Origin of the sequence: Cytobacillus spartinae (assembly GCF_042865285.1) — a bacterium.
Taxonomy (GTDB): domain Bacteria; phylum Bacillota; class Bacilli; order Bacillales; family Cytobacillaceae; genus Robertmurraya_A; species Robertmurraya_A spartinae.
The window spans coordinates 196,059-221,725 of sequence record NZ_JBIACK010000002.1 but is presented as its reverse complement, the minus strand read 5'-3'; the positions used below and the strand labels follow the sequence as shown (position 1 = coordinate 221,725).

Below are 25,667 nucleotides of genomic sequence, written 5' to 3'. Positions count from 1 at the left end.
ATATCTCCTTTACATCTTATAGTTAACTTATGATTTGTATCTTATTTACCCCATCTTAAGGCGATTGCCCCCCATGTTAACCCTCCACCAAAACCAACCATAACAATCAAATCATCATCTTTAATTTTGCCAGCTTCAAGCTCTTCCACCATGGAAATAGGAATGGATGCTGCTGACGTATTACCGTATTTATGCACGGTTTTAGACATTTTTTCTTCAGGTAGTTCTAAACGTTGTCTTGCAGCCTCCATGATTCGAATATTTGCTTGATGCGGAATTAAGAAATCAACATCTTCCTTAGAAAGTCCAGCCTTTTCTAACACATTTATACTGCTTTCTCCCATTTGACGAACAGCAAATTTGAATACCTCACGCCCATTCATCATGATGTATTCGTCTTGATATAGGTATTTTCCTCCTGAACCATCCGCACCAAGTTCAAAGCTAAGTACTCCACGACCTTTTGAAACTTCTCCCATAATAACGGCACCTGCACCATCCCCAAAAAGGACCGCAGTATTTCGGTCTTCCCAGTTCGTTATTTTCGAAAGTTTTTCAACACCTACTATTAATACATACTTATAGGCTCCACTTTCAATAAATTGCTTAGCAGTGACCATCCCGTACATAAAACCAGCACAAGCCGCGCTTAGATCCATCGCAGCAGCCTTTTTTGCTCCTAACTTTTCTTGTAACATACATGCTACGGAAGGAAATGGTTGATCAGGAGTAACAGTTGCAACCAAAATTAAATCGATTTCTTCAGCAGAGATGTTGGCATTCTCGAGCGCTTTTATTGCTGCCTCATAGGCTAAATGCGAAGTGTCCATGTCCTTACCCGCAATTCTTCTTTCTTCGATACCTGATCGAGACCGAATCCACTCATCAGAAGTATCCATTATTTTTTCTAAATCAAAATTTGTGACTATTTTTTCTGGAGTGTATCTACCTAAACCAATAACTCCTGCACCCATGAAGTCATCTCCCTCATCACTTTTATTATCAAATATTAAGACTTGGTACTAAAATTTTATCAAAGAACTACTACTTCCCGCAACATTTTAATTTTTTCAACAAACGTCTATACATGCTATCACGTTTATTCATAATTTATAGCGAGTAAAGAGGAAGGGAGGATACTGTCTTATGGAAAGAGATATAAATAAGAATGATGATTATTTTGACTTTAGTGAGGATAACCCCATTCAAGATGAACTGCTAATGGAGTCAGAAGATCATAAGGATGAAGCTAATGAAATTGACCCATTTTCACAATTTATGTTTGGAAAAACTATTTATAGAGAGAGAAATGAAAAAGAATCCTCATCCTTTAACAATAATGAATGGTTGTTCGGAAGAAGATCCCCAGCAAACGATGATGACCAACGAGATAGAGGGGGAATTGATCTTTTTAGCTTACACCCTAGACAATCGCAAAAGAGCGAGCAAAAGAACTCTATAGGAAACATACTTCAGAATGTAAATTACATCGAACTTATGGAGCATATGGACACATTAATGAATTCCGCTAAAGAGTTAAAGCCACTATTAAGCAAAGTCCGACCATTGATTGATCAATTCACAAACAAGAAGTAACTTTTCGTTCACTCTATAAATTTTGGTTACACTTTATTAGAATAAATAAAGCTGCCTATTTTCTTAAAAATGGCAGCTTTTGTTTTTTAATTATTCGATTTCTTTTAATGCATCTGCTTTTCCTAATTCATAAGCATCATTCATCACTTTTGTAAATAAAGTCATGAAAGGTTGAATCATTTCCATGGAAAGCTCTATACCAGCAGATTGAAGCTGTTCCTTTGCTTCAGGCATATACTTCATGGCAATTTGCATAAATTCCATTGTCTTATCTTGGTTACTCACTGAAAGGCCCCCTATTGTGGTAGTTCTCCTGTTTTTTTATACGTTTGAATAGAGTCATTGATAAGTTTGACAAACTCGGCGTCTATTAGCGGACTAAATTTACCAAGGGAAATTACATCATCTTGAAAATCAAATGCTAAATTACCAGACTTTAGTTCACCCTTGTTAAACTTTTCAGCTACAACCTCATATAAATGATCTACGTGCTGAACGGTACTTGTTAAAACAGTTGATTGTCCAAGATCCGATTGATCAGAGATAAAGCCAATAGCAAACAACCCGTTTTCTTTTACTTTTTCAATAACAGGAACATTATATCCATCTCCAGCTGGATATACAACATCAATGTCATTTTTTAACATTTGATCAAGAATGGATAATGCTTTTTGATCATTGTCCCAACTATCGGTGTACTGTATATCTACATTAACTTGATCATTCATATATTTAACGCCTTCATAAAACCCTCTTATTTCAGGTTGCCAATCATACGCCCCGATAATTCCAATTTGGTTCGTTTTTGTCATGTGACCTGCGACCATTCCACCAAAAAAGCCCATCGCATATGCTTCAAAAGTTAAACTGGTTGTATTCTCATTGATGGCATCGCCATTAAAGCTAATAAAATGTATATGCGGATACTTGTCTGAGAGGTTATTAAAATATTCAGCATACTCGTTACCATGCCCAAATATTAAGTTAACTCCTTTTTGATTAAACTCCTTTACCGCTCTACCAACAATTGCTTCGGAGTTCATTCCTTCTTTATAATAAACATCCACGTTAAATCGAGATTGTATTTTTAACATTCCTTTATAGCCCTTTGTGCCCCAAACTTGGTCATTCACAGTTTCTGGAACTAACAGTCCAACTTTTTTTAGTTCTCCAGAAGAAAGGGACTGTCCGCAGGAAGACAACATTACAAGGCATAAAAGAAATATCCCAAAGCGTGTTACCATCTTAAACATCTTTGTTCCGCCTCTCAAAGTCAAGGTAAACATATTCTATCTTTATCATGAAAATAATTCGTCAAGATTCGACTTTTTTCATCTATTTTATTCTACCTGTACAGATTATATTTTAAAAGATTTTTTTCGAACCCTATAAAAATTTGGCGATTCAATTCAGTTTTTCATAGCTCTAACTTTACATTTCCATATCTTCCAGAAGTGATTTCAAATGTGCTCTTTGAGTTTCTAGGCCTACCTGATAAGGTGTTTCTTTAACTACCGTCCGCTCACACTCATTAAAGATAGATGGTAATGGATCAATATCCTTTTCTTTGAAATCAATCGATAAATATTCCGCACAATTTGCCCAAAGGTTACCTTCTTTACTTCTTAAAATATATTTATCTTCGGCTTGATCTGCAAGAATTAGAATCGTTTCTACTACATCACTTGCATATAAAGCATCCTGTTTCCATTCGTTGAACCGGTCTTTCGTTTGGTCACCATCAGAAAGATTCTTTATCAATTGTTTTGTAAACGTAAAATGATCTGATTGCCACGGTCCGTATACAGTGGGTAAATAAAATTCATTGATCAATAGACCCTTTGTTTTTAACGAATTCAATAGTTTAGTATACTTTTCTTTTTGCTCACAGTGTTTATGAACCAACAATTGAATCGGTGCCAACAAGATCACTTTACTGTTTTCTGTTATGGAATTTATGAACTGTTCAAAAACGGTACTATTAAATATGTGATATTTTTCAGCTCTCAAGCTTAAGTCATAATAGTCTATTACTACAAGAATATCCTCAGGGTCTTTCCCGAACGTGACATGCCAGTCTGATAAACTTGTTTCAATAAAGTTTGCGTTCCGACCAATTTCCAAACGCTTCTCTTCATTAAACGAGTAAGGTTCACAATCACCAAATGCAATCCCGAAAACCTCAGTGCCTTTTTCTAATAAAGTTGTACAGAAGTGAAACCCCATGAAATCAAAGGTACCAACGATAACTGCCTTGTCCATTTTCAAAGCCTCCCTGAAACTCGATAGTTCATTCTATGCTCAGGGAGTCATGAATATTTCTTTTTACAGCATTCGCATAAATGGTGTTGTCGGATGATAGCAAAACATATCCTGTGAAAAATTAGAAGTTAAGTTAAGGATATTAGTAAAAGACTGAGTCTGAACTACAATCTTAAAGGGGTGACCTTGCTTATAGATTCAGGCTCTCATTACAAAACTTTTTCATGTTTTCGTAGAAACTTAATCATCTGACTACCTATTCCAAGTTTTTTTTCTGGAAGCATATAGCAAACTGTGATAGGTGCTTTTTCATCTTGCCACTTTACGGATAATTCTTTCAATAAATTGGATTGTTTATAAGCTCGATTTCCTGCTAATACATGAATGATTTTTATTGGTACATTGGAAACCAATTCAGGTGAATCTTGTTTATTACTAATCATTTCAACTACATGCTTCCCCTCTCTTTCATATGAAGATGAGAGTTCTTTTAACAACTTTTTATAGAAAAACTTATGCTCCTTCTCTTGCTCTAAGTGATTTTTAAGCGACAATACTGGGTTTACTAGGATTGCTGAGCGAATGTTTCCTTCCATTTCTTGCAACAACTTTAATGCGACCAACGCTCCCATTCCCTCGGCAATTACGTGTATTTTATCATTGATGATCTCTGTTCTCATAATATACTGATAAAGACGTTTGGCTAGTTGGACTGCTTTTTCACTCCCCCAATTCTTACCATATAAATTGGAGTAAAAAACGGTATAGCCCTCGTTTTTGAATTTTTCAATAACTGCAAGCTTTCCTTCGTTTTGTGTCCAAAAACTGCTCTTCTCATCCACAAAATGTCTTTCATCACCAATTATAAGGATACCGAAACCCTTTGGCTTCTCGGGATAATGAATCATATTCCATTCGGTATCCAGTTTAAAGTTCCGGTTCTCCATACTAAAAAACTCCTTTAGCATATTTTGCTCATAATAATGTATGAAGGTTAAATTAAAATGAAAGGGAGTTTGCCTATTTATGCGGTGAACAATGAAGATTTCTAAAGGATAGAATCATATATTTTGTAGAAAAATAAGATAGGGTGGGAATAATGCCTATTAAAAGTTTTTGTTTAACTTTAGCCGTATAGTTGAATGACTTCAGTATCTCATATTTAAATTATCAACCAGGAATGATACACTTTCTAAGGATTTATTGAAAATGCATTTATTATTTCTAAGCAATATGATAAGATGGATAAGGATTTTAAAAAGTAAGAGGTGAAAACGGTGCAATACTTTTGGACTTTTTTCTGGACATTTCTTTTAATTCAAATGGTAACTTACGTTGTAAGTTCGATGATTGGATACCCTTTTAATTTTGTAACCGGAACCATTCTAGCTGTTGGAACTACAATTCTAGTGTTTATTGCTTCTACAGTTATCCCGAATGAGCCGTCTGGTGATCATGGGCATCATTAATCCAAAAGACTAGTTAGAAAAGTCATCCTGATTTCGAGATCAGGATGACTTTTTGAATTAGTCGCTTTTTAATTTTATTTTATTCTCTTCTAAAATGATCTGTACAGTGCTATTATCCCTAATCTTCCCTGCAATAAGTTCTTTTGCAATAAGGGTTTCTACATGCCGTTGGATATATCTTTTCAATGGTCTAGCTCCATAAATAGGATCAAAGCCGTTTTCTGCAATATATTCCTTTGTTTCATCCGTTATGCTTATATTAATTTGTTGATCGGATAATCTTTGTTGCAAATTAGCAATAAGTTTTGAGACAATTTCCTTTATTTCAATAAGCGATAACGGTTTAAATAAAATGATTTCATCGACACGATTTAAAAACTCTGGGCGAAAATGACTTCTTAGCTGGGACATTACTAGGTTTCTTGCTTCTTCACTGATTTGGTCAGTCCCCTTATTATCTTCAAATAAATATTGAGACCCTATATTGGAGGTCATAATAATCACCGTGTTTTTGAAATCAACCGTTCGACCTTGTGAATCTGTTACCCTTCCATCATCAAGCATTTGTAAAAGGATATTAAACACTTCAGGATGAGCCTTTTCAATCTCATCTAGTAAAATAACAGAGTAAGGTTTTCTCCGAACAGCCTCAGTTAACTGCCCACCTTCTTCATACCCAACATAGCCTGGCGGTGCTCCAATCAACCTTGAAACAGCGTGCTTTTCCATATATTCAGACATATCAATTCGAATCATATGCTCTTCACTATCGAATAATGATTGAGCTAACGCTTTAGCGAGCTCCGTTTTTCCAACACCAGTTGGTCCTAAAAAGATGAACGATCCAATGGGACGATTTGGATCCTTTATCCCAGCCCTTGCTCTGAGTACGGCATCAGAAACAAGCTCGACCGCTTCATTTTGTCCAATAACACGTTCATGTAGAATACTTTCTAGACGAAGAAGCTTTTCTCGTTCCCCTTCGACTAGCTTAGCTAATGGAATACCTGTCCATCGGGAAACAATATTCGCAATTTCTTCTTCTGTTACTTCTTCACGTAATAATCTCTCATCAGATTGACGATTGACTTCTTCTTCGAGTTGTTTTAATTCCTTCTCTAATGAAGGAATTTTTCCATGTCGTAGTTCAGCTGCTATATTCAAATCGTAATTATTTTCAGCTTCTTCTAACTGCCTACGTAATTTTTCTAGAAGCTCTCTTTTCTCCTGAACTTTTTGAATTCCCTCTTTTTCTGATTGCCATTTCGCCTTCATTGAATTTGCTTTTTCACGATGATTAGCCAATTCTTTTTGTAAAGTGATGAGCCTGTTTTTACTTTGTTCGTCATGCTCCTTTTGGAGAGCGGCTTCTTCAATCTCAAGTTGCATGACTCTTCTCGTTACTTCATCCAACTCTGTCGGCATAGAATCAATTTCTGTTCTAATCATGGCACACGCTTCATCAATTAAATCAATCGCTTTGTCAGGTAAAAAACGTTCAGTAATATATCGATCAGATAAGGTTGCGCTTGAGACAATCGCACGGTCATGAATGTTAACCCCATGATGAATCTCAAATCTCTCCTTTAACCCACGTAAAATGGAAATCGTATCTTCAACATCCGGTTCTTCAACCAAAACTTGCTGAAAACGTCTTTCCAAAGCAGGATCTTTCTCAATATACTTCCTGTGTTCATCTAATGTAGTTGCCCCTATGCAATGCAGTTCACCACGGGCGAGCATTGGCTTCAACATATTTCCAGCATCCATTGCTCCTTCTGTTTTACCAGCCCCAACAATTGTGTGCAATTCATCAATAAATAAAAGAATTCGACCGTCACTCTTTTTTACTTCGTTTAAGACAGCTTTTAATCTCTCCTCAAATTCCCCTCTGAACTTAGCACCTGCTATTAATGCACTCATATCTAAAGCAAAAATCGTTTTATCTTTTAATCCTTCAGGAACATCTTTCCTCACGATCCGCTGCGCTAAACCTTCGACAATCGCGGTTTTACCAACCCCTGGCTCTCCTATTAACACAGGGTTGTTTTTTGTTTTTCGTGATAAAATTCTAATAACATTACGGATTTCATGATCTCTTCCGATTACAGGGTCTACTTTTCCTGTCCGGACTTCTTCAACTAAGTCTCGACCGTATTTTTTTAGAGCTTCGTAAGTAGCTTCCGGATTTTGAGTCGTCACTCTTTGATTCCCCCTAATCTCCTTAATAACATTAAGTAAGCTTTCTTTATTTATTGAATATCTTTTAAAAATGGTCATCACTTCTGAGTTGGACACTGAAAAAACAGCTAGTAGGACGTGTTCAACTGAAATGTACTCATCTTCTAATTCTCTCATTTCTTTTTCTGCTGCACTCAGTATTCTCTGTACCCTATTCGTAATATAGAGCTTTCCTTCTTGACCATGTATTTTAACTTGCGGTTGTTTATGGAGTAGTGTCGTTAACTGGCTGGTAAATTCACTTGAAGGGAGATGCAATTTTTGTAATAAAGAAGCAGTTAAGCTATTTTCTTGCTCCATCAATGCGAAAAACACATGTGCTTCATCCACTTCTTGATGTTCGTAACTAGCTGCAATTCCTTGCGCATTTATTAACGCTGTTTGTAAGCTTTCTGTCATACGGTTTAGATCCACATCTACTCCTCCTTTAAATTTTGACCTTATTTGACCTTTGATACTTTCATTATAATCCATTTTTTCCATATGTAAAGCCACCCTGATTAAGGATGGCTGATTCATTCTTTTTAAGGTTTTCTTTGATACGTCCAATGTCTATTATGATTTGAATTTTCAGGGAAACGGTCTCCAGCTTTTAGCTTGATTTTTTTCGGATTCATTACTCCGTCACCTGTCTCACCAATTTCTATATACACTCCATTATTTGGAGCCTTTTGACCTGCACGGAATTGATGGCTCTGGCCCATGAATCAACACCCCTTTCCATTTATCAATCACACTTAGTATTTCCTGATTTTTTTCAATCATGATTGAAGTTTTGATGACTTTAATAAGAATTCTTGCTCTTGATATCCTTATAATTTTTTATCAGACAGTTATCACTTTACACATAATGGAACATTTAGTTAAATTAGATAGTATGGATTTTTGAAATGATGGGAGGTTCTTTGAATGGAAGAACTATTAATATTGATTAAATATTTGTTTCTAGGCCTTTTTCAGGGTTTTACTGAACCAATTCCTGTTTCCTCTAGCGGTCATTTGGAAATGGCTGAATATTTTTTGGGTCTAGAAATCGAAGGGATGAGTTTTGCACTCCTAGTAAACACAGCTTCTTTGTTTGCTGTACTAATTATTTATCGTAGTGACCTTTTACGCTTGATCCAAAATGGATTAGCTTACATAACAACTAAAGATAAAAAAGCTGAATCAGATTTTCGATTTATCCTATACTTAATTGTAGGAACCATTCCAGCAGGTGTTATTGGCATATTATTTGAAGATTTTATTGAGTTACATTTAGCTTCCATAAAAACGGTCGGTATTACTCTAGTTGTTACGGGATTAGCACTGTGGTTCATTCGAAATTTAAAAGGGCGTAAAAATGACGCAGATTTGACTTTTAGAGATGCTATAATCGTCGGTTTAGCTCAAGCAGTTGCATTAATTCCGGGAATTAGTCGTTCCGGAGCGACGATTGTTGCTGCAATGGGACTTGGAATGAAACAAGAAACTGCTCTTCGCTATTCTTTCCTATTGTATATACCAGTAAGTGTTGGTGGAATGATTCTCGGAGCTAGTGATATTATAAATGATCCAAATTTAGCGCAATTAGCAATTCCTTATACAGTTGCCTTTTTCGGTTCATTAATTGCTTCATATTTTTCTCTGAAGTGGTTTATGAATATCATGGCTAGAGGGAACCTAAAGTATTTTGCCATTTACTGTTTTATTGTTGGTCCACTTGTTGTGTTGTTTTCTTAGGACGACACCGTCTAATTTTATCAAATATAGCAAAAGGCCTTCACTTATACGTGGAGGCCTTTTTAACTTATTTTAAGATCTCAGCTAATAAAGCCTTTTGGACATGAAGTCGGTTTCCTGCTTGTTGGAATACAAAGGAGTTCTTTCCGTCTATGATTTCTGCTGTAACCTCTTCTCCTCTGTGAGCAGGGAGACAGTGGATAAACATGTAATCTTCATGTGCTCCTTTAACGAGATCTTTATTTACTTGAAAATGTTTAAATGCTTTTAATCTTTGTTCATTTTCTTTTTCCTGCCCCATACTAGTCCATACATCTGTATAGATGGCATCAGCTTGTTGTGTTGCTTCAAAAGGATCGTTTGTAACAATCACTTTTGCTCCATTTTTTTCAGCAAACGAACTGGCTAGGGCTGTAATCTCCTTATTGGGTTCATACCCTTTTGGTGTTGCGACCGTGATTTGCATCCCAACTTTCGCTGCTGCGATCATAAGTGAATGTGCTACGTTATTCCCATCCCCTACATACGCTAACTTTAATCCTTTTAAAGTTCCTTTTACCTCTTGAATGGTTAATAGATCTGCTAGTGCCTGGCACGGATGGTATAAATCTGTCAGCCCGTTAATAACTGGAATAGAGGCATGAGTTGCTAAATCCTCCACCGTCTTGTGAGAAAAAGTACGAATCATAATGGCGTCAACGTAATGAGACAATACTTTTGCTGTATCTTCAATGGGTTCTCCTCTCCCTAATTGGAGGTCTTGACCATTTAAGTATAATGCCTGCCCTCCAAGCTGAATCATACCTGCTTCGAACGATACTCTTGTTCTTGTAGAGGGCTTATCAAAAATCATTCCAAGGATTTTTCCTTTTAAAGGTTGTGTAGCCTCTCCTAATAGATGGGCATTTTTAAGTTTTTTTGCTTTTACTAATAATCCCTTTATCGTTTCAGACGAATACTCTGCTAATGTTAATAAATCTTTTCCTTTTATATCTACATCTAACTGGCTTTGTTGTACAGAAATCATGTGGTCTCCACACCCTCTCGTGTTTTTAAGTTCCATTCCTCGATAGAGTGAACGGTAAAATCTCTAACTTTTAATGCAGAAGTAAATGCTCTTAAGCTTTCTACTTCTGTGAAGGTTAACACTCTATTTTTGGTGGCTATCTCTCTTAAATACTTATCCTGATTTAAATTGCCATCATTAAAATATGCGACAATGTCTTTTTCTTTAAACATATTAGATTCATCATATTTATCCAAGGAATATCCGGATGGAAGAATCAACTTTTCTAATGAATCTTCCGTTTCATTTATGATGATGGTCCCTACATTCTTTGTTTTTAACGATATGTGAAAGGCTTTCCTTAGGGCTTTTTCCAAGGTATTATCTATACATATGCCTTCTCCCGTTGATCTCATTTCAGGAGTAACCTTCGAATCCAATCCCTTTAAGGCATAATTTGAAAACACAGGATATTTCACACATACAAATGGCATCGACATTAAACTGCTTTTTTCGTCCTCTTTAGACAAATAATATTTCCCAAGCAATATCTTTGTCGCAATTCGTACTAGTGGCACACCTGTTACTTTACAAATAATAGGCACGGTCCGACTAGCTCTTGGGTTAACCTCTAGTACATAAACGCGATTGCCATCAATGATAAACTGGATGTTCATTAATCCCTTGTAGTTTAAATGTTGAACAATTTTTTTTGCATAAATAAGCATGGTCTCCTGAACTTCTTTTGACAAGGATTGTCCAGGAATGATGGACATACTATCTCCCGAATGAACCCCTGTTTTTTCGATATGCTCCATCGCAACAGGTGCCAATACATGTTTGCCATCTGTTACTAAATCAAGTTCAGCTTCTTTAGCATGTAAAAATTGATCAACAAGGAATGGATAGATGGCTTCATTACTTTCGATAAAGTCAGTAAGTTCCACCTGATTCTTAATAATGACCATTCCTCTTCCACCGATCACAAAGGAAGGTCTTATTAGTATCGGGAATCCAATTTCCTGAGCAGCTAATTGTAGCTCTTCTTTCCTTGTAACCATTTCACCTGTTAGTCGAGGTATATCAAGTTCATCCAATAATTTGTAAAATAAATCCCGATCTTCAAGAACATCAATTGTCCCCGAATTAGTTCCCAAAATATTAATATCATACTCCTCTAATGCCTTAGCCAAGTTGATAGCCGTTTGACCTCCAAGTTGTATGATGACTTCATTTGTTTCTTCCGCTTCAAGAACATTTAAGATATCCTCTACCATCAATGGCTCGAAATACAATTTATCCGCTGTTGCAAAATCAGTACTAACCGTTTCCGGATTGTTATTGATCATAATGGTTTCAATGCCTTCTTCTTTCAGTGCGAAAACCCCGTGAACGGAACAATAATCAAATTCTATTCCTTGCCCAATTCGGATTGGCCCACTCCCTATAATAGCTATTTTCCGTTTCTCAGATGGACTTTGCTCGTTCTCACCAAAGTAGGAAGAGTAGAAGTAGTTTGATTTTGCTTCAAATTCTGCAGCGCACGTATCAACCATTTTATAAGAAGGGGTAATACCTAGACTTTTTCTTTTCAGGCGTACTTCTTTTTCCGTTACATTCCACTCTTTCGCTAAGTATGGATCACTAAATCCCTTCTCTTTGAAAAGTTGAAAATCTTCTTTTGAAACATCTTCAAGAGTACTAGTCGTAATGTGGTCTTCTAGTTGTACTAGGTTTAATAAGTATCCTAAAAAGAATAAATCGATTTTTGTTTGTTGGTGTAATGAATCAATGGTTACCCCACGTCTGATAAGCTCTAGTAGGATAAAAAAGCGCTTATCATCTTGGTCTTTAACCATCTGTTCTAATTCTGAGATGGATTTCGTCGAAAGTTCCGGATATTTTAAGTCTTCAACTTTTAACTCTAATGAGTGAATTGCTTTTAACAATGCCCGTTCAAAGTTTCGGTCGATTCCCATGACTTCTCCTGTTGCTTTCATTTGAGTTCCTAGTTTGCGGTTGATAGTCGGAAACTTATCAAATGGCCATTTCGGGAACTTAACGACAACATAATCCAATGCAGGCTCAAAGCTAGCAAATGTATCCCCTGTGACCGGATTGATTAATTCTGATAATGTATAACCGACGGCAATTTTTGCAGCCATTCTCGCTATCGGATAGCCGGTTGCTTTTGAAGCCAGTGCTGACGATCGACTAACCCTAGGATTTACTTCAATCAGGTAATAGTTTTTACTTTGAGGATCAAGTGCAAATTGAATGTTACAGCCACCAACTATTCCTAACGCGGATATAATTTTAATGGAAGCAGCCCTTAGCATTTGATACTCTTCATCTGTTAATGTTTGACTCGGTGCTACAACAATCGAATCACCTGTATGGACTCCTACAGGATCAAAGTTCTCCATATTACAGATGGTAATACAAGTACCTGCAGAATCTCTCATTACCTCATACTCGATTTCTTTAAATCCAGCGATACTTTTTTCAACTAGGCATTGGTGAATGGGGCTCTCATGTAATCCTCCAGCGACTAAGATTGCTAGTTCTTCTTTATCTGCTGCAATTCCTCCACCCGATCCCCCAAGTGTGTAAGCTGGTCTTACAATAATGGGAAACGTAATCGTGTCGGCAAAAGCAAGCGCGTCTTCCACTGAATGTACAATAGTACTTTCTGGAACTGGCTCCTCTAGTTCTTTCATTAATTGTCGAAATGCTTCACGATCTTCTCCCTTTTTTATTGAATCAATGGAACTTCCTAACATCTTCACGTTATAACGTTCCAGTATACCTTGCTCATGCAACTGAAAAGCTAAGTTTAGTCCTGTTTGCCCCCCTAGTGTAGCAAGAATCCCATCTGGACGTTCCTTTTGAATAATTTTTTCCAGAACATCGGCTGTTAGTGGCTCAAAGTAGATTTGATCTGCTAGATGAGAATCTGTCATAATTGTTGCTGGATTATTGTTCACAAGGATTACTTTGTAACCCTCCTCTTTTAAAGCTAGACAAGCTTGAGTTCCAGCATAATCAAACTCGGCTGCCTGCCCGATGACAATTGGACCTGATCCAATCACTAATATGGAGTTAATACTATTATCTTTAGGCATATGCAACTGCGCTCCTACTATTTTCTTTAACCATATTTAAAAACTCATCGAAAATATACTCACCCTCGGCTGGTCCTGGATTTGCTTCAGGGTGGAATTGAACCGTTTGTATAAGGTATTGGTCATGAGTTAACCCTTCAACGGATTGATCATGTAAATTATAAAAACGGCTCTTTAATCCCGTTTCATTAAGACTAGCTTCATCTACAACATAACTGTGATTTTGTGATGTCATAAATACTCTTTTTGTTACCTGATCAATGACCGGATGGTTTGCTCCACGGTGTCCGAATAATAACTTCTTCGTATTTCCGCCTAATGATAAAGCGACAAGCTGGTGACCTAAACAAATTCCTAATGTTGGGAAGTGTTGAATCAACTTCTTAACTGTTGCTAACTGTGGGTTAAGCTGCTTTGGGTCACCAGGTCCATTGGATAACAGAATTCCATCTGGATTTAAATTTTTAATTGCTTGAAATGAAGTATCATATGGAACAACTGTTACTTGGCATCCTCTTTTAAGTAAAGAGGTTAATATGGATTTTTTTAATCCATAATCAACAAGTACAATATGGGCATCTCCCTTACCGTAGCTCGACATCCGTTTATCTGAGACTTTCCCGACCTTATCACCATCTTCGTTGTTCACGAATAGGATATTTTCACTTTCGGATGATAGAATTGCTGGCATCGATCCTTTATTCCTTATATTTCTGACGATCGCTCGAGTATCTACATGATGCATCAATGGAATATCCCATTTTTTCAAATACTCTGGCAGTGAATAATTCGCCTTATAATGTGATGCATTTTGGTTTACTTCATATACAATTACACCCGCTACATGTGGCTTTTTACTCTCAAAGTCTTCTTCGTTAATCCCATAGTTTCCAATCAACGGATACGTAAATACGATAATTTGATCTTTATAGGAAGGGTCAGTTAATACTTCTTGATAGCCAGTCATACCTGTATAAAAGACCACTTCTCCACTAATATTCTGTTTAGGAGGGTTCAGCCATTTCCCTTCATACTTCCCTCCACTTTCCAAATGTATATAACCTTTCATCTCGCACACCTCGAAGAATATAATTGTATATTTATTTTATACATTAAATATTTATACATAATTATCGTAAAAAAATGCCTTATACGGCTGTTTTAGAATATTCCTTTAAAACAGTTTGAATAATGGATAATCCATGTTCTAATTCTGAATCAGAGATTGTTAAAGGCGGTAGTAGCCTTAAAACTTTATCGCCTGCAGGCAAAGCCAATAGACCATTACTTCTTAATTCTGATAAAATTGTTTGAACTGGAACAGTCAGCTCAATGCCAATCATAAGTCCAAGACCTCTGATTTCTTTCACGATCGGACTACTCGTTAATGAATTTTGTAATTCGGTCATAAGCAGATTTGCTTTTACGATAACGTCTTTTAAGAATGCTTCTTGAAAAACAATGTTCATTGTAGCAATGGATGCGGCAACTGAAAGAGGGTTTCCTCCAAAGGTTGATCCATGGCTACCTGGGCCAAAATACTCTTTTAAATATTCTTTCCCAATAATTGCACCAATAGGAAATCCACTTCCTAACCCTTTTGCTGATGTCACAATATCTGGCTTTAATCCATAGTGCTGGAATGCAAATGGTTTCCCTGTTCGACCAATCCCTGTTTGAATTTCATCAACAATAAGCAAAATATGATTGTCTGTACAAAGCTTTTGTAATTCGTTAAAGAAACTAGCATCGCCAACATTCAATCCACCTTCACCTTGAATGATTTCGATCATGACCGCTGCAACATCCTCTGTCATCTCCGTTTTTAATACTTCTATATCATTAAATGGAACGTACACAAACTTTTCAAGCATAGGTCCAAAACCTTGTTTGATCTTATCTTGACCTGTTGCAGACATCGTTGCAAACGTTCGACCATGAAACGAATTTTCGAAGGTAATGATTTTTGTCTTTCCTGTGGCCTTCCTAGCCAGTTTAATAGCTCCTTCATTTGCTTCTGCACCGCTATTTGAAAAGAACACCGCATCCATCTCGGCTGCTGAGGCAAGGATTTTTGCAGCGATTTCTTGTTGCTCCATTGTGAATAAATTTGACACATGCCAGAAAGAATCCAGTTGCTTTTTAACGGCTTCCTTGACTTTTGCTGGCTGGTGCCCCAGATTACAAACTCCAATCCCAGATGTAAAATCTAAATATTCTTTTCCATTTTTATCAGTCATATAGCTGCCAATCGCCTTTTCTGGCTCTACATCCCAGCGTGCATAGGTTGGAAACAAATAACTCATTGTGCAACTCTCTCCTTTCCATATATTTTCGTACCATGCCATTCATGATGATGAAAAAAGCTCGTTAATCCACTCACAATCATCACACTGTCTATCCCTTTTTCAATGGCTGATACAGCAGAATTCACCTTTGGAATCATTCCACCATAGATTTCACCAGTTCTTATATATCCCTCTAACTCTTCTAATTGTAAACTCTTTACAAATTTTCCATTTATCTTGATTCCTTCTACATCTGTTACAAAAAGACAATGATCGACACGTAAAGCATGGGCAACAGCTGCTGCTGCATAGTCTGCGTTTACGTTTAATTTAGTTCCATTAGTTGTGCAAGCAATAGGTGTTATAACGGGGACAAGACCCTTTTCCAAGAACATATAAAGTAATTCCGTGTTAACTTCGTCTACACTCCCTACAAAACCTAGCTTCTCACGATTAACAAAATTACCTAATAATATATTAGCGTCACTCCCGTTTACGCCGATTGCTCCTAATCCATTAGTAGTTAGTTTCTCAACAAGCTTTCGATTTGTTTTTCCTGAGAGTACCATCTCTACTACTTTAAAGGTTTTTTTATCTGTTTTTCTTAACCCGTTGTCAAACTCAGGTACGACATTTAGTTGGTTCAGCATATCATTAATATCTGGACCACCACCATGAACGATGACGATTTGATAGCCAAGCTTTTTTAACTCAGTAAGACTTTGAAAAAACTCCGATGAAAGTTCGTCTAGAATACTTCCTCCACATTTGATTACGATCTTCTTCATCTTCCTAACTCCTTAAGTCCGGTAGCTGGCATTAATTTTGACATAATCATAGGAAAGGTCGCACCCCCAAGCTTTCCCTTCTCCATCTCCCATTTGTAAATCTACAAAAATTTGAATAAAATCCTGTTTTAAATACTCTAAAGCATCTTCTTCGGAAAATTTTTGTGGTTCACTATTCTTTAGCATAACAATAGGCCCAATTGTGATCGTTACGGTTTCACTATTAATTTCTACGCCAGCTCGCCCTATCGCACCGATAATTCTTCCCCAGTTCGCGTCTGAACCATAAATGGCTGTTTTTACAAGGTTTGACCCAACAATTTGTTTAGCAATCTTACAAGCATCTTGATTAGACTGAGCTCCGATTACTTCTACTTCAATGAGCTTTGTAGCACCTTCCCCATCCTTTGCGATCTGTTTTGCTAAATCCTTGCATGTACTTGAAAGCAAGCTTATGAATAAGTTCCAATCCGGGTGCTCAGGGGTTAGCTCTTCATTATTTGCTTCGCCATTAGCCATAACTAAGACCATATCATTCGTTGAGGTATCTCCATCAACTGTAATTTGGTTAAACGAAATATTTGTTATTTCTCTTAATGCAGAATGTAGATGCTTAGAAGAGATATTTGCATCTGTTGTTATAAACCCTAGCATCGTTGCCATATTTGGATGAATCATCCCGGAACCTTTTGCAGCTCCACCCATGTATACAGTAACTCCGTTCATTTCAACACTGTAGCAACACTTTTTCATTCCTGTGTCAGTTGTTAAAATGGCCGTTTGGAAGTCAGCAGCACTTTCTTGATTTTGATCTAGAACTACTTCTTCAATTCCTTTACTAACTTTATCCATTGCTAAGTATTCCCCGATTACCCCAGTTGAAGCAACCGCAACGAGGTGCTCATCAATTTGAAGCTTTGCTGCAGCTAGTTTTCTCATTTCATAAGCATCTTTTAACCCTTTTTCACCAGTACAAGCATTTGCACATGCACTGTTTACAACAACAGCTTGAAGTAGTCCGGACTCTGCTAAACTATCTTTTGTTACCTTTATCGGAGCCGCTTGAAAACTATTTAATGTATAGACAGCAGCACTATTGGCAGGAACTTCACTATAAATCATCCCGACATCTTTTTTAGAATATCGTAACCCTGCATGAGTTCCACCGGTTAAAAACCCACGTGGAGAAATAATACTACCATTCTTTATTTCTTTTACTTGTATAGCCTCCGTTATCACGTTCATTTCCTTTCCCCCTATGGATACAATGGTGTAAATTTCAACCCTGATGTTTGATCAAGTCCCATCATGATATTTGCATTTTGAACCGCCTGACCAGCAGCACCCTTCATTAAATTATCAATAACTGATACTATCGTTAGTCTCCCGGTCCTCTGGTCTACATCCAGCCCAATATCACAGAAATTCGAGCCACAAACTTCCTTTACTGAAGGAAAGTTTCCTCTTGGTCGTACCCTAACAAAGGGTTGTTGATCATAAATATCCTTATACAAATCTATAATCCTATCTGTCTCCCATTCTTTTAAAAGTTGAACATACATGGTTGTCATAATCCCTCTGGTCATTGGCAAAAGATGAGTACTAAATGTAATTGGCTTTGCTTCTCCAATCCAGTCTTGTAGTTGCTGCTCGATTTCAGGGGTGTGCTGATGTTCATTTACTTTGTATATTTTAAAGTTCTCATTGACCTCGGCATATAGAGACCCTTTGTTTAACCCTCTACCTGCACCAGATGTTCCAGACTTTCCATCAACAACAATACTCTTTAAATCAATCAAACGATTTTTCACAACAGGTGCTAGCCCTAAAAGAGTTGAGGTGGGGTAACAGCCGGGATTCGCAATCCATTGAGCTTGTTTAATCTCCTCACTATTCCATTCACTTAAACCATACACCGCTTCATCTGTAACATGTTTATTAAGAGGTTCTTTTCCGTACCAAAGCTGGTAGTCATTAGGATTTTTCAACCTCAAATCTCCCGAAAGATCAATGATCTTTATATTTTTATCGATGAGTTGACCCACTATTTTGCTTGAAACTCCTGATGGGGTAGCAAGAAAAACCAGCTCACTTTCTTCCCCAATTCGGTCATAATCAATTTCTTCAATATTTTTATTTATTAATCCGAAAAGATGCGGGTACTCATTCCATATCGGAACTTCTTCTTTTGTGGAATGAATAGAGTGTATAACGAATTCAGGGTGCTGATGTAAAATCCTGAGTAACTCAACCCCTCCATATCCAGTTGTCCCTACAATAGATACTTTCATTACTTTCTCCTTCCCAAAAGAACTGTTATGTATATTTAACCACATTCATAAATTTTTATACCAAATGTTTCTCTTATTATAAAAACTTGAAATGATAAAATCAACCAATTTTTATAAATATTATAAAAACTTAATAAAAATACAATTTGCCTTAATACGAAAACAAAAGGAAAGATTGACAACTTTTTTACATTTCTAATATATAAATAGTAAATTCACATAATTTGGTTGACTGTATTCTTATTAAACTTTAAATTAAATGTAGACTAATATTGTTACTACTTACTGTATATTTTTTCCACAAGAGTTATAAAAAACCACAGTACTTATTATTTCTCCTCAAACAAAGGTGGTTAGAGAATGCCGTCATTCACTGAAGTATCAACAGAACTACAAGAACTTCTAAAAACTGTTCATCATATACGTAAAATGGAGAAAGGTGCTTTCCTTTTCCAAGAAGGTTCTTCCGCTCATGAACTCTTTATTGTTATAAGTGGAAAAATCCAAATGAGTAAAATAATCCCTGATGGTCGGGAACTCACTTTGCGAATGTGTTCTGAAGGGGAGTTAATTGGTGAGCTTACGCTTTTTTGTTCAGCTGAAAAGTATGTGCTGAACGCTAAAGTGATTGAAAGCGGTGAGGTTGCAGTTATTTATAAGAGTGAACTTGAGAATAAGCTTGCTGAAAACCACGTATTAGCACTAGAGTTTATGAAGTGGATTAGTCAACAGCACCGTAAATCTCAAACGAAATTTAGAGATCTTGTATTACATGGTAAAAAAGGAGCTTTATATTCCACATTGATCCGTTTATCCAATAGTTATGGAAAAGATACAGAAGAAGGGATCTTAATTGAAACACCTCTTACCAATCAAGAGCTAGCTAATTTTTGTGGAACATCACGTGAAGTAGTCAATCGTTTGTTGAGTGAACTTAGGAAGAATGACATTATCTCCATTGACAAAGGGATTATTACCATTCACGATATTGACTACCTGAAAATCGAAATCGACTGTGAGAACTGCCCTATCGAAATTTGTAATATAGAATAAGAAAAGAACCTCGGCTTAGTGCTTCACAATTGGCGAGGTTCTTTTTATTTTATTTATGGTATCTTAGGCGAAAATTAAAACAACCGAAATGACGATAAAGAAGAATGATGCATTTACAATTTCAAGTATTCCTACTTCTTTTGCAGATAACGGCTTTCCATAAAAGAAGATTGCACGGTATAGACTTGGAAGAAAAGCAAGTGTAATTAACCATTGTCCACTAAATAACCATACAATTGATACCAGTACATGATACCCCCATGATAAATATTTGAATAGTTGATTCTTTTTCTCTCGTATCATTGTTTTCACATAAAATGTGCTACCTACAAAGAATAAGAAGGTGGTTACAAAAGCAAGTAAAGCCAATGAATGAATATCAGCTGTCACTAAGTAACTGCTAGCAAGCCCTGCAATTCCAAATACAGTGATAGCACTAAGATCATTTAGAAACGCTCTTTCTTTATTCTTGCTAGAAAAATAAGCGTTAATAATAAAGAATGGAAACATCGCTATACCAAAATAGATGATTGAAGGTCTGTGAACCAAAGGAATTATTAGTAAAATGAGTGCAGGAATCAAATAAATTAACGTCCATCTCATATAAAAAGGAATTTTTTTCTTTTTAAATAACAATAGCATTGGATATGTGGCTAAATATAAGAATAGCCAACCTATAAAAAACGGGATATGCTCCCAAATAAAGCTTGTTGATATCACTCCAAGCCAAAATGGTATGATTAACATTGCCCAAGCACCATGCTGTTTCGGTAAAAAAAGCTTCATCTTACAACCACTCCTTGTACTTGACTATCTATAATATAGTGCAAAGAAATTATCTAGTAAGTGAAGCACATCACAAATTTGCGAACGCCACACAAGTGTCATATTTGCGTGATTGTACGAAAAAAACCACCAGGCACCTGATGGTTTAACTACTTCTCTTTAGTATGTATTTTTTAAAGTATCGATGTGGTCTCAAAAAATAGGAAATCTGTCTTGAGAACGATAACATCAATAAAAATGTTAATAGAAGCATTAAATGAATGCGAGAAAGGTAGGAAATGTTTTTAATCAGTTCCATATCCGGTGCTAAGGCAATTAAACTCACAACCCAATGAAATAACCGTAAAGGCTCATCTGAAATACTATAAAATATAACAACACCTATCCCTGAAAGAATACTTAATGTCATTAAACTCCATACCGTGCGCCTTAAAATTGGATTCTCCTCCATTATAGAACAGTGTTCTTCATGAATCTTTGTTGCGTCAATCTGCCACACGATTCCCATCCCTAGTATCGCTACAACAGAATACGGATAAATAATCCATAAAATGATGTGAAACATTTCCACAATTCTCACCTCCAGCTATATAAACAAACATAATAGGTCCCCTTGCCTATCATTTTAGCTTGGAGGTATGGTTGAAACAGTGATAAAAGTTACATATATGACAAATTTCGAAACTTTTTTTAACTTTTTTATGAACAAGATGATCAAATTTGAAGCAATTATGAATTTATTAATTGATTTTTTAAATACTGCACAATCCAGTCCATCCCTAACGACTGATCTACATGGTAAGAAGGTTTATTAAAGGTTCTTAAGTCTTGAAGTTCCTGTTCCCAATAAAAAATTACCTCTATGCCTGTAAGTGTTTTTATGAGTTGAATATCATCATCTCTTCTTACAATCACCGCTTTTGGGAATTTTTCATGTTTATGCCCTTCAATCAAGATCACATCGGGAGAAAAAATTGATAGCAACTGTATTTTTTCTTCTAACGACCAGTTTTGTCTTTCTGCATGTAAAATCAACCGCCCCTCCCCTTCCACTAAGGAAGCGGTGGCCCCTGATTTTACATGTTGAGCAGAGTCTTTTCCTTCGTTAAGTTGAGGCACTCCACCATGACCATGATGCTTAATTGTAACTACGTTTATCCCGTTTTCATTCAATTTTTGTAGGAGTTTATTTACAAATGTTGTTTTCCCACTATTTTGAAAACCAACAATTTGAAAAATAACCGGTCTTACCATGGCCATTCGCTTCCAATATGATCCTCCAACAGAAGAACATCTACAAGGTCTCCTTTTTTAAATCCTCTCGTTCCCCCTGGTAGGATGGCTAATGAATTCGCACCCGCTAAACTCATCACAATGTTAGATTTGTCTACTCCACTAGGCGAAACCACTAGCTTTCCATCCAACACAGAAAACTGGCTCCTTACAAAACGAGTAAATGGATTTGCCTTTGAGAAGTCTTCCCAAAGCACTGCTTTTTCCTTTCGTAAATGAGGCTGTTTTGTGAAAAGCATCGTTCTAATAATGGGTCTTGCGAATAGTTCAAATCCGACGTAGCAGGCCGATGGGTTGCCCGATAGCCCAAATAAAAGTGTATTTTCATAACTTGCTACCGTTGTAACACTCCCCGGTCTCATAGCCACTTTATTAAATAATACTTCTGCACCTAGTTTTTCATAAATAGCAGGTAAATAGTCAAAGTCTCCTACCGAAACGCCCCCAGTTGTAATGAGGAGATCCACTTTATGAATCGCGTCTTTAACTGCTTGATAACAGGTTTCAAACTCATCAGGAAGCTTACCAAAATAAAGAGCTTCTGCCCCCACTCTTTCGATTTGAGCACAAATCATATGGGAATTACTATTTCTTATTTTTCCTTCGACTAATTCATCCTCTACTTCTAATAGTTCAGTACCCGTTGCAAACAATCCAATAACAGGTTTCTTAGCCACTGGCACTTTCGCATACCCAAATGTAGCTAACACTGCTTGTATACCTGGATTGACTTGCGTTCCCTTTCGGATGAGAACTTCCCCCTTCTTAGCGTCCTCTCCTTTAAAGGAAACATTATCACCTTTTTTATAGGACCTTTTTATCGTAAAGAAACTTTGCCCATGTCTCTCACTTGATTGTGTTAATTCAAGCATAATGACAGCATCACAATCATGAGGCATTTGCGCACCCGTCATGATTCTAACTGCTTGAAAGGGGCCTATCTCTTTGTTCGTAACAGCACCTGCACCAATATGGTCAACTACCTCAAATTCAACAGGATTTGTTAATGATGCTTCTATAGTATCGATTGAACGTACGGCAAACCCATCGTATGGTGCTCGATCAAAATGAGGGACATCGCTTGTCGCAACAATGTCTTCCGATAAATAGCGTCCAAAACTTTCATTAATTGATACATATTCTATTTTCCCTTGCAGCTTATGGTTCATTACTCTTAAAACGGCTTCGCCGATTGGAATAGGCTTTCTCATTTCTACCAAAACATCCATCTCCCTTTTAATGCTCAGGTCTCCTTTAATTTCATACCTTCTAATATTATAAACCTTACACAAAGATGACTAACATGACAAACTTAACAATTTGTACAATTAGCGTTATTTTTTCCTAATCAAGAGAAATTAGTGTACACGCTAATTAGAAAAGAATTCTTTTAAGTGTGATGAGCATCACCACATGAATTGCTAATATCCATTATTCTTAAGGTGTTAAATAAATAAATCAAATTTTTGGAGGTTATCGTATGCAATATCCATTTTCAGAATCTACTTTAGTCAAAAATATTGTGAATGAAGTTCCTAAAACAAGTGACATCTTCAAAAAATATAGAATTGATTTTTGCTGTGGAGGAAACATCCCATTAAAAGATGCGGCAGCCGAGCGAGAAGTAAATATGGAAAATTTAATGTCAGAGTTATACCAAATTTTCGAAGCAAGTAAAAACTCACAGGAGAATATCGGTGTTTGGACTGATTCAAAATCGGATGAAATCATTGACCATATTAAAGAACATTATCATGAAACATTAAGAGAAGAATTAACACTTCTAAGTCCATATGTAACAAAAGTGGCAAAAGTACATGGAGGACATCGTCCTGAACTGATGAAAGTGTATGATTTATTCTACGAATTGAAAAATGAGTTATTGGAACATACAACTAAGGAAGAGGAAATGGTTTTCCCAATGCTACTTTCCCTTGAAGATCCTGAAGTAGAAAACCGCGAGGAAATGCTTAGTCGTATTAGTGAATTAGAAAAAGAGCATGACCATGCTGGCTCCATTCTAAAAGAATTAAGAGAGATTACCTCAGATTTTACTCCTCCAATGGACGCATGCGGAACTTACCGTCTAGTATATAAGCGTTTGGAGATGCTGGAAGAACATACATTTATGCATGTTCACCTGGAAAACAATATCTTGTTCCCAAGGTATATGGAAGCTTAAATCAGAATAGATCGGCTGTCCTTCGTAGTCCGTGGCTATGAAGGACTTTTTTATTTTTAGCGTTAATCTGTTTTGTATATGATCGTTAGTGAGTATGTGGGACAGTTTTTTTCGGTCTTTCTACGTTTTGTCTTTCATCGCAGGTATGAGGGACATTTCCTTCTCGCTCTTTCTGTATTTTGTCTTTCATAACAGGTATGAAGGACATTTCCTTCTCACTCTTTCTGCATTTTGTCTTTCATCAACAGTATGAAGGACATTTCCCTCTCACTCTCTCTGCATTTTGTCTTTCATCAACAGTATGAAGGACATTTCCCTCTCACTCTCTTTGCTTTTGTCTTTCATCAACAGTATGAAGGACATCCTCTTCTCAGTTTTCAACCATTTTGTCTTTCATCTACACTCACAAAAAGAAAACCCCCTAAAAAAGGGAGTTTATCCACCGATATATGACATTTCTATTTTCTTACGATTGGCGATTGTTTCAGCTGATCTCTCGTCAGAATAACGATCTGTGCGTCCATTCCAGATAGAAACAATTCTATCGATAATTTCTTCATCTGTTGCATCAGCTCTCATAAAGTCTCTTAAATCATGGCCATTACCATTAAATAAGCAGGTAAACAGTTGACCATTTGCAGAAAGTCTCGACCTTGTACAGCTTGAGCAGAAGGATTCTGAAACAGATGGGATAAATCCTACATCAACATTTGATCCTTGATAACGATAGCGTTTTGCCACCTCACCAAAATAATCAGGATCTACTGATTCTAATAAATAATGTTCGCTTAATAGAGTGTAGATTTCCTTTTTGGTAACAACATCATCCATTTTCCATCCGTTTGTACTTCCTACATCCATAAACTCAATAAATCGTAGTTGAAGGCCGTTATCTTTGCAGAACTTTGCCATCGGAACAATTTCTGTGTCATTTAACCCTTTTTTGACTACCATGTTAATTTTCACACCTAGGCCTGCTGACTGTGCTGCTTTAATTCCATCAATTACGGGCTTGGTTCCGACATTTCGCCCATTAATTTCACCAAATAGCTCATCATCCAAACTGTCCAAACTTACATTTACACGCTTCAATCCTGCTTCCTTAAGCGATTGAGCATGTTTGGTGAGTAGGACGCCGTTTGTTGTTAACGCAATATCTTTTAAACCGTCAATGCTTGATAACTTTTGTATGAGGACCGATAAGTCTTTTCTTAAAAGAGGCTCTCCCCCGGTTAGACGTATTTTTTCAACTCCAATTTGAACAAATAGTCTAGCCAATCTTTCAATTTCTTCATAAGTTAAAAGCTCTCTTCGCGGTAAAAATGCAAAGTCAGGTCCAAATACATCCGCAGGCATGCAGTACTGACAACGAAAATTACATCGATCTATAACAGAAATACGTAAGTCTTTTAGTGGTCTATTTAATTTATCTAAAGTAGGTTGTGTTTTCATTTTGGTCAACTCCAGAAGTAAGAGTGTTCTTACTAGTAAGTTTAAATGTAATGCTAGTAAATATCTGTTAATAATCTCACATTGATTTTTGTATATCTATTACACCATAAAAA

24 protein-coding genes are annotated in these 25,667 nt (G+C 36.6%); 5 read left to right on the top strand and 19 right to left on the bottom strand.

Annotated features, from left to right (window positions below; translation table 11 throughout):
- Positions 1-41 precede the first annotated feature (41 nt).
- On the bottom strand, positions 42-974 hold the full coding sequence (locus ACFYKX_RS07060; RefSeq protein WP_389359463.1) for a beta-ketoacyl-ACP synthase III: 933 nt from the start codon (positions 972-974) through the stop codon (positions 42-44).
- A 172-nt stretch (positions 975-1,146) separates the two neighbouring features.
- Between ACFYKX_RS07060 and ACFYKX_RS07055 the strand changes: the two genes are divergently transcribed.
- Complete coding sequence (locus ACFYKX_RS07055; RefSeq protein ID WP_389359461.1) at positions 1,147-1,596, top strand: hypothetical protein; 450 nt, start codon at positions 1,147-1,149, stop codon at positions 1,594-1,596.
- Between the two features lie 90 nt (positions 1,597-1,686).
- On the opposite strand, the gene ACFYKX_RS07050 is transcribed toward ACFYKX_RS07055, so the two are convergent.
- The 4 genes from ACFYKX_RS07050 to ACFYKX_RS07035 form a co-directional block, all read right to left on the bottom strand.
- Positions 1,687-1,860 (bottom strand): ComZ family protein, encoded by a 174-nt coding sequence (locus ACFYKX_RS07050; RefSeq protein WP_389359833.1) that lies wholly within the window; start codon positions 1,858-1,860, stop codon positions 1,687-1,689.
- Between the two features lie 32 nt (positions 1,861-1,892).
- Positions 1,893-2,840: a BMP family ABC transporter substrate-binding protein gene (locus tag ACFYKX_RS07045; protein WP_389359831.1), complete on the bottom strand. Its 948-nt coding sequence runs from the start codon at positions 2,838-2,840 to the stop codon at positions 1,893-1,895.
- 187 nt (positions 2,841-3,027) lie between these two features.
- Positions 3,028-3,858 carry a hypothetical protein gene (locus tag ACFYKX_RS07040; RefSeq protein WP_389359459.1) on the bottom strand — a complete coding sequence of 277 codons (831 nt, stop codon included), beginning with the start codon at positions 3,856-3,858 and terminating at the stop codon, positions 3,028-3,030.
- 209 nt (positions 3,859-4,067) lie between these two features.
- Positions 4,068-4,805 carry a serine aminopeptidase domain-containing protein gene (locus ACFYKX_RS07035; protein WP_389359457.1) on the bottom strand — a complete coding sequence of 246 codons (738 nt, stop codon included), beginning with the start codon at positions 4,803-4,805 and terminating at the stop codon, positions 4,068-4,070.
- A 330-nt stretch (positions 4,806-5,135) separates the two neighbouring features.
- On the opposite strand from ACFYKX_RS07035, the gene ACFYKX_RS07030 reads away from it, so the two are divergent.
- Entirely contained in the window at positions 5,136-5,327 is a 192-nt protein-coding gene (locus tag ACFYKX_RS07030) for a YjzD family protein (RefSeq protein ID WP_389359455.1), read from the top strand.
- A 57-nt stretch (positions 5,328-5,384) separates the two neighbouring features.
- Here the strand turns inward: ACFYKX_RS07030 and clpB are convergent, their stop codons facing one another.
- The gene (clpB, locus tag ACFYKX_RS07025) at positions 5,385-7,982 is read right to left on the bottom strand and encodes an ATP-dependent chaperone ClpB (RefSeq protein WP_389359829.1); all 2,598 of its coding nucleotides are present in this window, start codon (positions 7,980-7,982) and stop codon (positions 5,385-5,387) included.
- A gap of 110 nt (positions 7,983-8,092) precedes the next feature.
- Positions 8,093-8,272 (bottom strand): YjzC family protein, encoded by a 180-nt coding sequence (locus ACFYKX_RS07020; protein WP_389359453.1) that lies wholly within the window; start codon positions 8,270-8,272, stop codon positions 8,093-8,095.
- 205 nt (positions 8,273-8,477) lie between these two features.
- Between ACFYKX_RS07020 and ACFYKX_RS07015 the strand changes: the two genes are divergently transcribed.
- Positions 8,478-9,290: an undecaprenyl-diphosphate phosphatase gene (locus tag ACFYKX_RS07015; protein WP_389359451.1), complete on the top strand. Its 813-nt coding sequence runs from the start codon at positions 8,478-8,480 to the stop codon at positions 9,288-9,290.
- A 67-nt stretch (positions 9,291-9,357) separates the two neighbouring features.
- On the opposite strand, the gene argF is transcribed toward ACFYKX_RS07015, so the two are convergent.
- The 7 genes from argF to argC form a co-directional block, all read right to left on the bottom strand.
- The gene (argF, locus tag ACFYKX_RS07010; RefSeq protein WP_389359449.1) at positions 9,358-10,317 is read right to left on the bottom strand and encodes an ornithine carbamoyltransferase; all 960 of its coding nucleotides are present in this window, start codon (positions 10,315-10,317) and stop codon (positions 9,358-9,360) included.
- The gene (locus ACFYKX_RS07005; RefSeq protein ID WP_389359447.1) at positions 10,314-13,421 is read right to left on the bottom strand and encodes a carbamoyl phosphate synthase large subunit; all 3,108 of its coding nucleotides are present in this window, start codon (positions 13,419-13,421) and stop codon (positions 10,314-10,316) included. The genes argF and ACFYKX_RS07005 overlap by 4 nt, the downstream gene beginning before the upstream one ends.
- A complete protein-coding gene (locus ACFYKX_RS07000; protein ID WP_389359445.1) occupies positions 13,414-14,490 on the bottom strand; it encodes a carbamoyl phosphate synthase small subunit in 1,077 nt (358 codons plus the stop codon). Before ACFYKX_RS07000 ends, ACFYKX_RS07005 begins: the two co-directional genes overlap by 8 nt.
- A 79-nt stretch (positions 14,491-14,569) precedes the next feature.
- Entirely contained in the window at positions 14,570-15,727 is a 1,158-nt protein-coding gene (locus tag ACFYKX_RS06995; RefSeq protein WP_389359443.1) for an acetylornithine transaminase, read from the bottom strand.
- A complete protein-coding gene (gene argB, locus ACFYKX_RS06990) occupies positions 15,724-16,497 on the bottom strand; it encodes an acetylglutamate kinase (RefSeq protein ID WP_389359441.1) in 774 nt (257 codons plus the stop codon). Before argB ends, ACFYKX_RS06995 begins: the two co-directional genes overlap by 4 nt.
- Positions 16,498-16,509: 12 nt before the next feature.
- Complete coding sequence (gene argJ, locus ACFYKX_RS06985; RefSeq protein ID WP_389359439.1) at positions 16,510-17,742, bottom strand: bifunctional ornithine acetyltransferase/N-acetylglutamate synthase; 1,233 nt, start codon at positions 17,740-17,742, stop codon at positions 16,510-16,512.
- Positions 17,743-17,753: 11 nt separating this feature from the next.
- A complete protein-coding gene (gene argC, locus ACFYKX_RS06980) occupies positions 17,754-18,788 on the bottom strand; it encodes an N-acetyl-gamma-glutamyl-phosphate reductase (protein WP_389359437.1) in 1,035 nt (344 codons plus the stop codon).
- Between the two features lie 360 nt (positions 18,789-19,148).
- Between argC and ACFYKX_RS06975 the strand changes: the two genes are divergently transcribed.
- On the top strand, positions 19,149-19,841 hold the full coding sequence (locus tag ACFYKX_RS06975) for a Crp/Fnr family transcriptional regulator (RefSeq protein WP_389359435.1): 693 nt from the start codon (positions 19,149-19,151) through the stop codon (positions 19,839-19,841).
- A gap of 63 nt (positions 19,842-19,904) precedes the next feature.
- Here the strand turns inward: ACFYKX_RS06975 and ACFYKX_RS06970 are convergent, their stop codons facing one another.
- The 4 genes from ACFYKX_RS06970 to ACFYKX_RS06955 all read right to left on the bottom strand — a co-directional run bounded on the left by ACFYKX_RS06970 (position 19,905) and on the right by ACFYKX_RS06955 (position 23,140).
- The gene (locus ACFYKX_RS06970) at positions 19,905-20,627 is read right to left on the bottom strand and encodes a YwiC-like family protein (protein ID WP_389359433.1); all 723 of its coding nucleotides are present in this window, start codon (positions 20,625-20,627) and stop codon (positions 19,905-19,907) included.
- Positions 20,628-20,772: 145 nt separating this feature from the next.
- The gene (locus tag ACFYKX_RS06965; protein WP_389359827.1) at positions 20,773-21,192 is read right to left on the bottom strand and encodes a respiratory nitrate reductase subunit gamma; all 420 of its coding nucleotides are present in this window, start codon (positions 21,190-21,192) and stop codon (positions 20,773-20,775) included.
- Positions 21,193-21,356: 164 nt separating this feature from the next.
- On the bottom strand, positions 21,357-21,881 hold the full coding sequence (gene mobB / locus ACFYKX_RS06960; protein ID WP_389359431.1) for a molybdopterin-guanine dinucleotide biosynthesis protein B: 525 nt from the start codon (positions 21,879-21,881) through the stop codon (positions 21,357-21,359).
- A complete protein-coding gene (locus ACFYKX_RS06955; RefSeq protein WP_389359429.1) occupies positions 21,875-23,140 on the bottom strand; it encodes a molybdopterin molybdotransferase MoeA in 1,266 nt (421 codons plus the stop codon). Before ACFYKX_RS06955 ends, mobB begins: the two co-directional genes overlap by 7 nt.
- A gap of 260 nt (positions 23,141-23,400) precedes the next feature.
- On the opposite strand from ACFYKX_RS06955, the gene ric reads away from it, so the two are divergent.
- The gene (gene ric, locus ACFYKX_RS06950; protein WP_389359427.1) at positions 23,401-24,102 is read left to right on the top strand and encodes an iron-sulfur cluster repair di-iron protein; all 702 of its coding nucleotides are present in this window, start codon (positions 23,401-23,403) and stop codon (positions 24,100-24,102) included.
- 435 nt (positions 24,103-24,537) lie between these two features.
- Here ric and moaA read toward each other — a convergent pair whose 3' ends face one another.
- Positions 24,538-25,554, bottom strand: coding sequence for a GTP 3',8-cyclase MoaA (gene moaA / locus ACFYKX_RS06945; RefSeq protein ID WP_389359425.1), 1,017 nt, complete (start codon positions 25,552-25,554; stop codon positions 24,538-24,540).
- Positions 25,555-25,667: the final 113 nt, after the last annotated feature.

Coding starts and splice junctions, on each gene's coding strand:
- ACFYKX_RS07035 (WP_389359457.1), bottom strand. CDS start 4,805: ATGGAGAACCGGAACTTTAAACTGGATACCGAATGGAATATGATTCAT.
- ACFYKX_RS07040 (WP_389359459.1), bottom strand. CDS start 3,858: ATGGACAAGGCAGTTATCGTTGGTACCTTTGATTTCATGGGGTTTCAC.
- ric (WP_389359427.1), top strand. CDS start 23,401: ATGCAATATCCATTTTCAGAATCTACTTTAGTCAAAAATATTGTGAAT.
- ACFYKX_RS06975 (WP_389359435.1), top strand. CDS start 19,149: ATGCCGTCATTCACTGAAGTATCAACAGAACTACAAGAACTTCTAAAA.
- argJ (WP_389359439.1), bottom strand. CDS start 17,742: ATGAACGTGATAACGGAGGCTATACAAGTAAAAGAAATAAAGAATGGT.
- ACFYKX_RS06970 (WP_389359433.1), bottom strand. CDS start 20,627: ATGAAGCTTTTTTTACCGAAACAGCATGGTGCTTGGGCAATGTTAATC.
- ACFYKX_RS07020 (WP_389359453.1), bottom strand. CDS start 8,272: ATGGGCCAGAGCCATCAATTCCGTGCAGGTCAAAAGGCTCCAAATAAT.
- moaA (WP_389359425.1), bottom strand. CDS start 25,554: ATGAAAACACAACCTACTTTAGATAAATTAAATAGACCACTAAAAGAC.
- ACFYKX_RS07060 (WP_389359463.1), bottom strand. CDS start 974: ATGGGTGCAGGAGTTATTGGTTTAGGTAGATACACTCCAGAAAAAATA.
- argF (WP_389359449.1), bottom strand. CDS start 10,317: ATGATTTCTGTACAACAAAGCCAGTTAGATGTAGATATAAAAGGAAAA.
- mobB (WP_389359431.1), bottom strand. CDS start 21,881: ATGGTAAGACCGGTTATTTTTCAAATTGTTGGTTTTCAAAATAGTGGG.
- argB (WP_389359441.1), bottom strand. CDS start 16,497: ATGAAGAAGATCGTAATCAAATGTGGAGGAAGTATTCTAGACGAACTT.
- ACFYKX_RS07050 (WP_389359833.1), bottom strand. CDS start 1,860: ATGGAATTTATGCAAATTGCCATGAAGTATATGCCTGAAGCAAAGGAA.
- ACFYKX_RS06965 (WP_389359827.1), bottom strand. CDS start 21,192: ATGTTTCACATCATTTTATGGATTATTTATCCGTATTCTGTTGTAGCG.
- argC (WP_389359437.1), bottom strand. CDS start 18,788: ATGAAAGTATCTATTGTAGGGACAACTGGATATGGAGGGGTTGAGTTA.
- ACFYKX_RS07015 (WP_389359451.1), top strand. CDS start 8,478: ATGGAAGAACTATTAATATTGATTAAATATTTGTTTCTAGGCCTTTTT.
- ACFYKX_RS07055 (WP_389359461.1), top strand. CDS start 1,147: ATGGAAAGAGATATAAATAAGAATGATGATTATTTTGACTTTAGTGAG.
- ACFYKX_RS07045 (WP_389359831.1), bottom strand. CDS start 2,840: ATGGTAACACGCTTTGGGATATTTCTTTTATGCCTTGTAATGTTGTCT.
- ACFYKX_RS07005 (WP_389359447.1), bottom strand. CDS start 13,421: ATGCCTAAAGATAATAGTATTAACTCCATATTAGTGATTGGATCAGGT.
- ACFYKX_RS07000 (WP_389359445.1), bottom strand. CDS start 14,490: ATGAAAGGTTATATACATTTGGAAAGTGGAGGGAAGTATGAAGGGAAA.
- ACFYKX_RS06995 (WP_389359443.1), bottom strand. CDS start 15,727: ATGAGTTATTTGTTTCCAACCTATGCACGCTGGGATGTAGAGCCAGAA.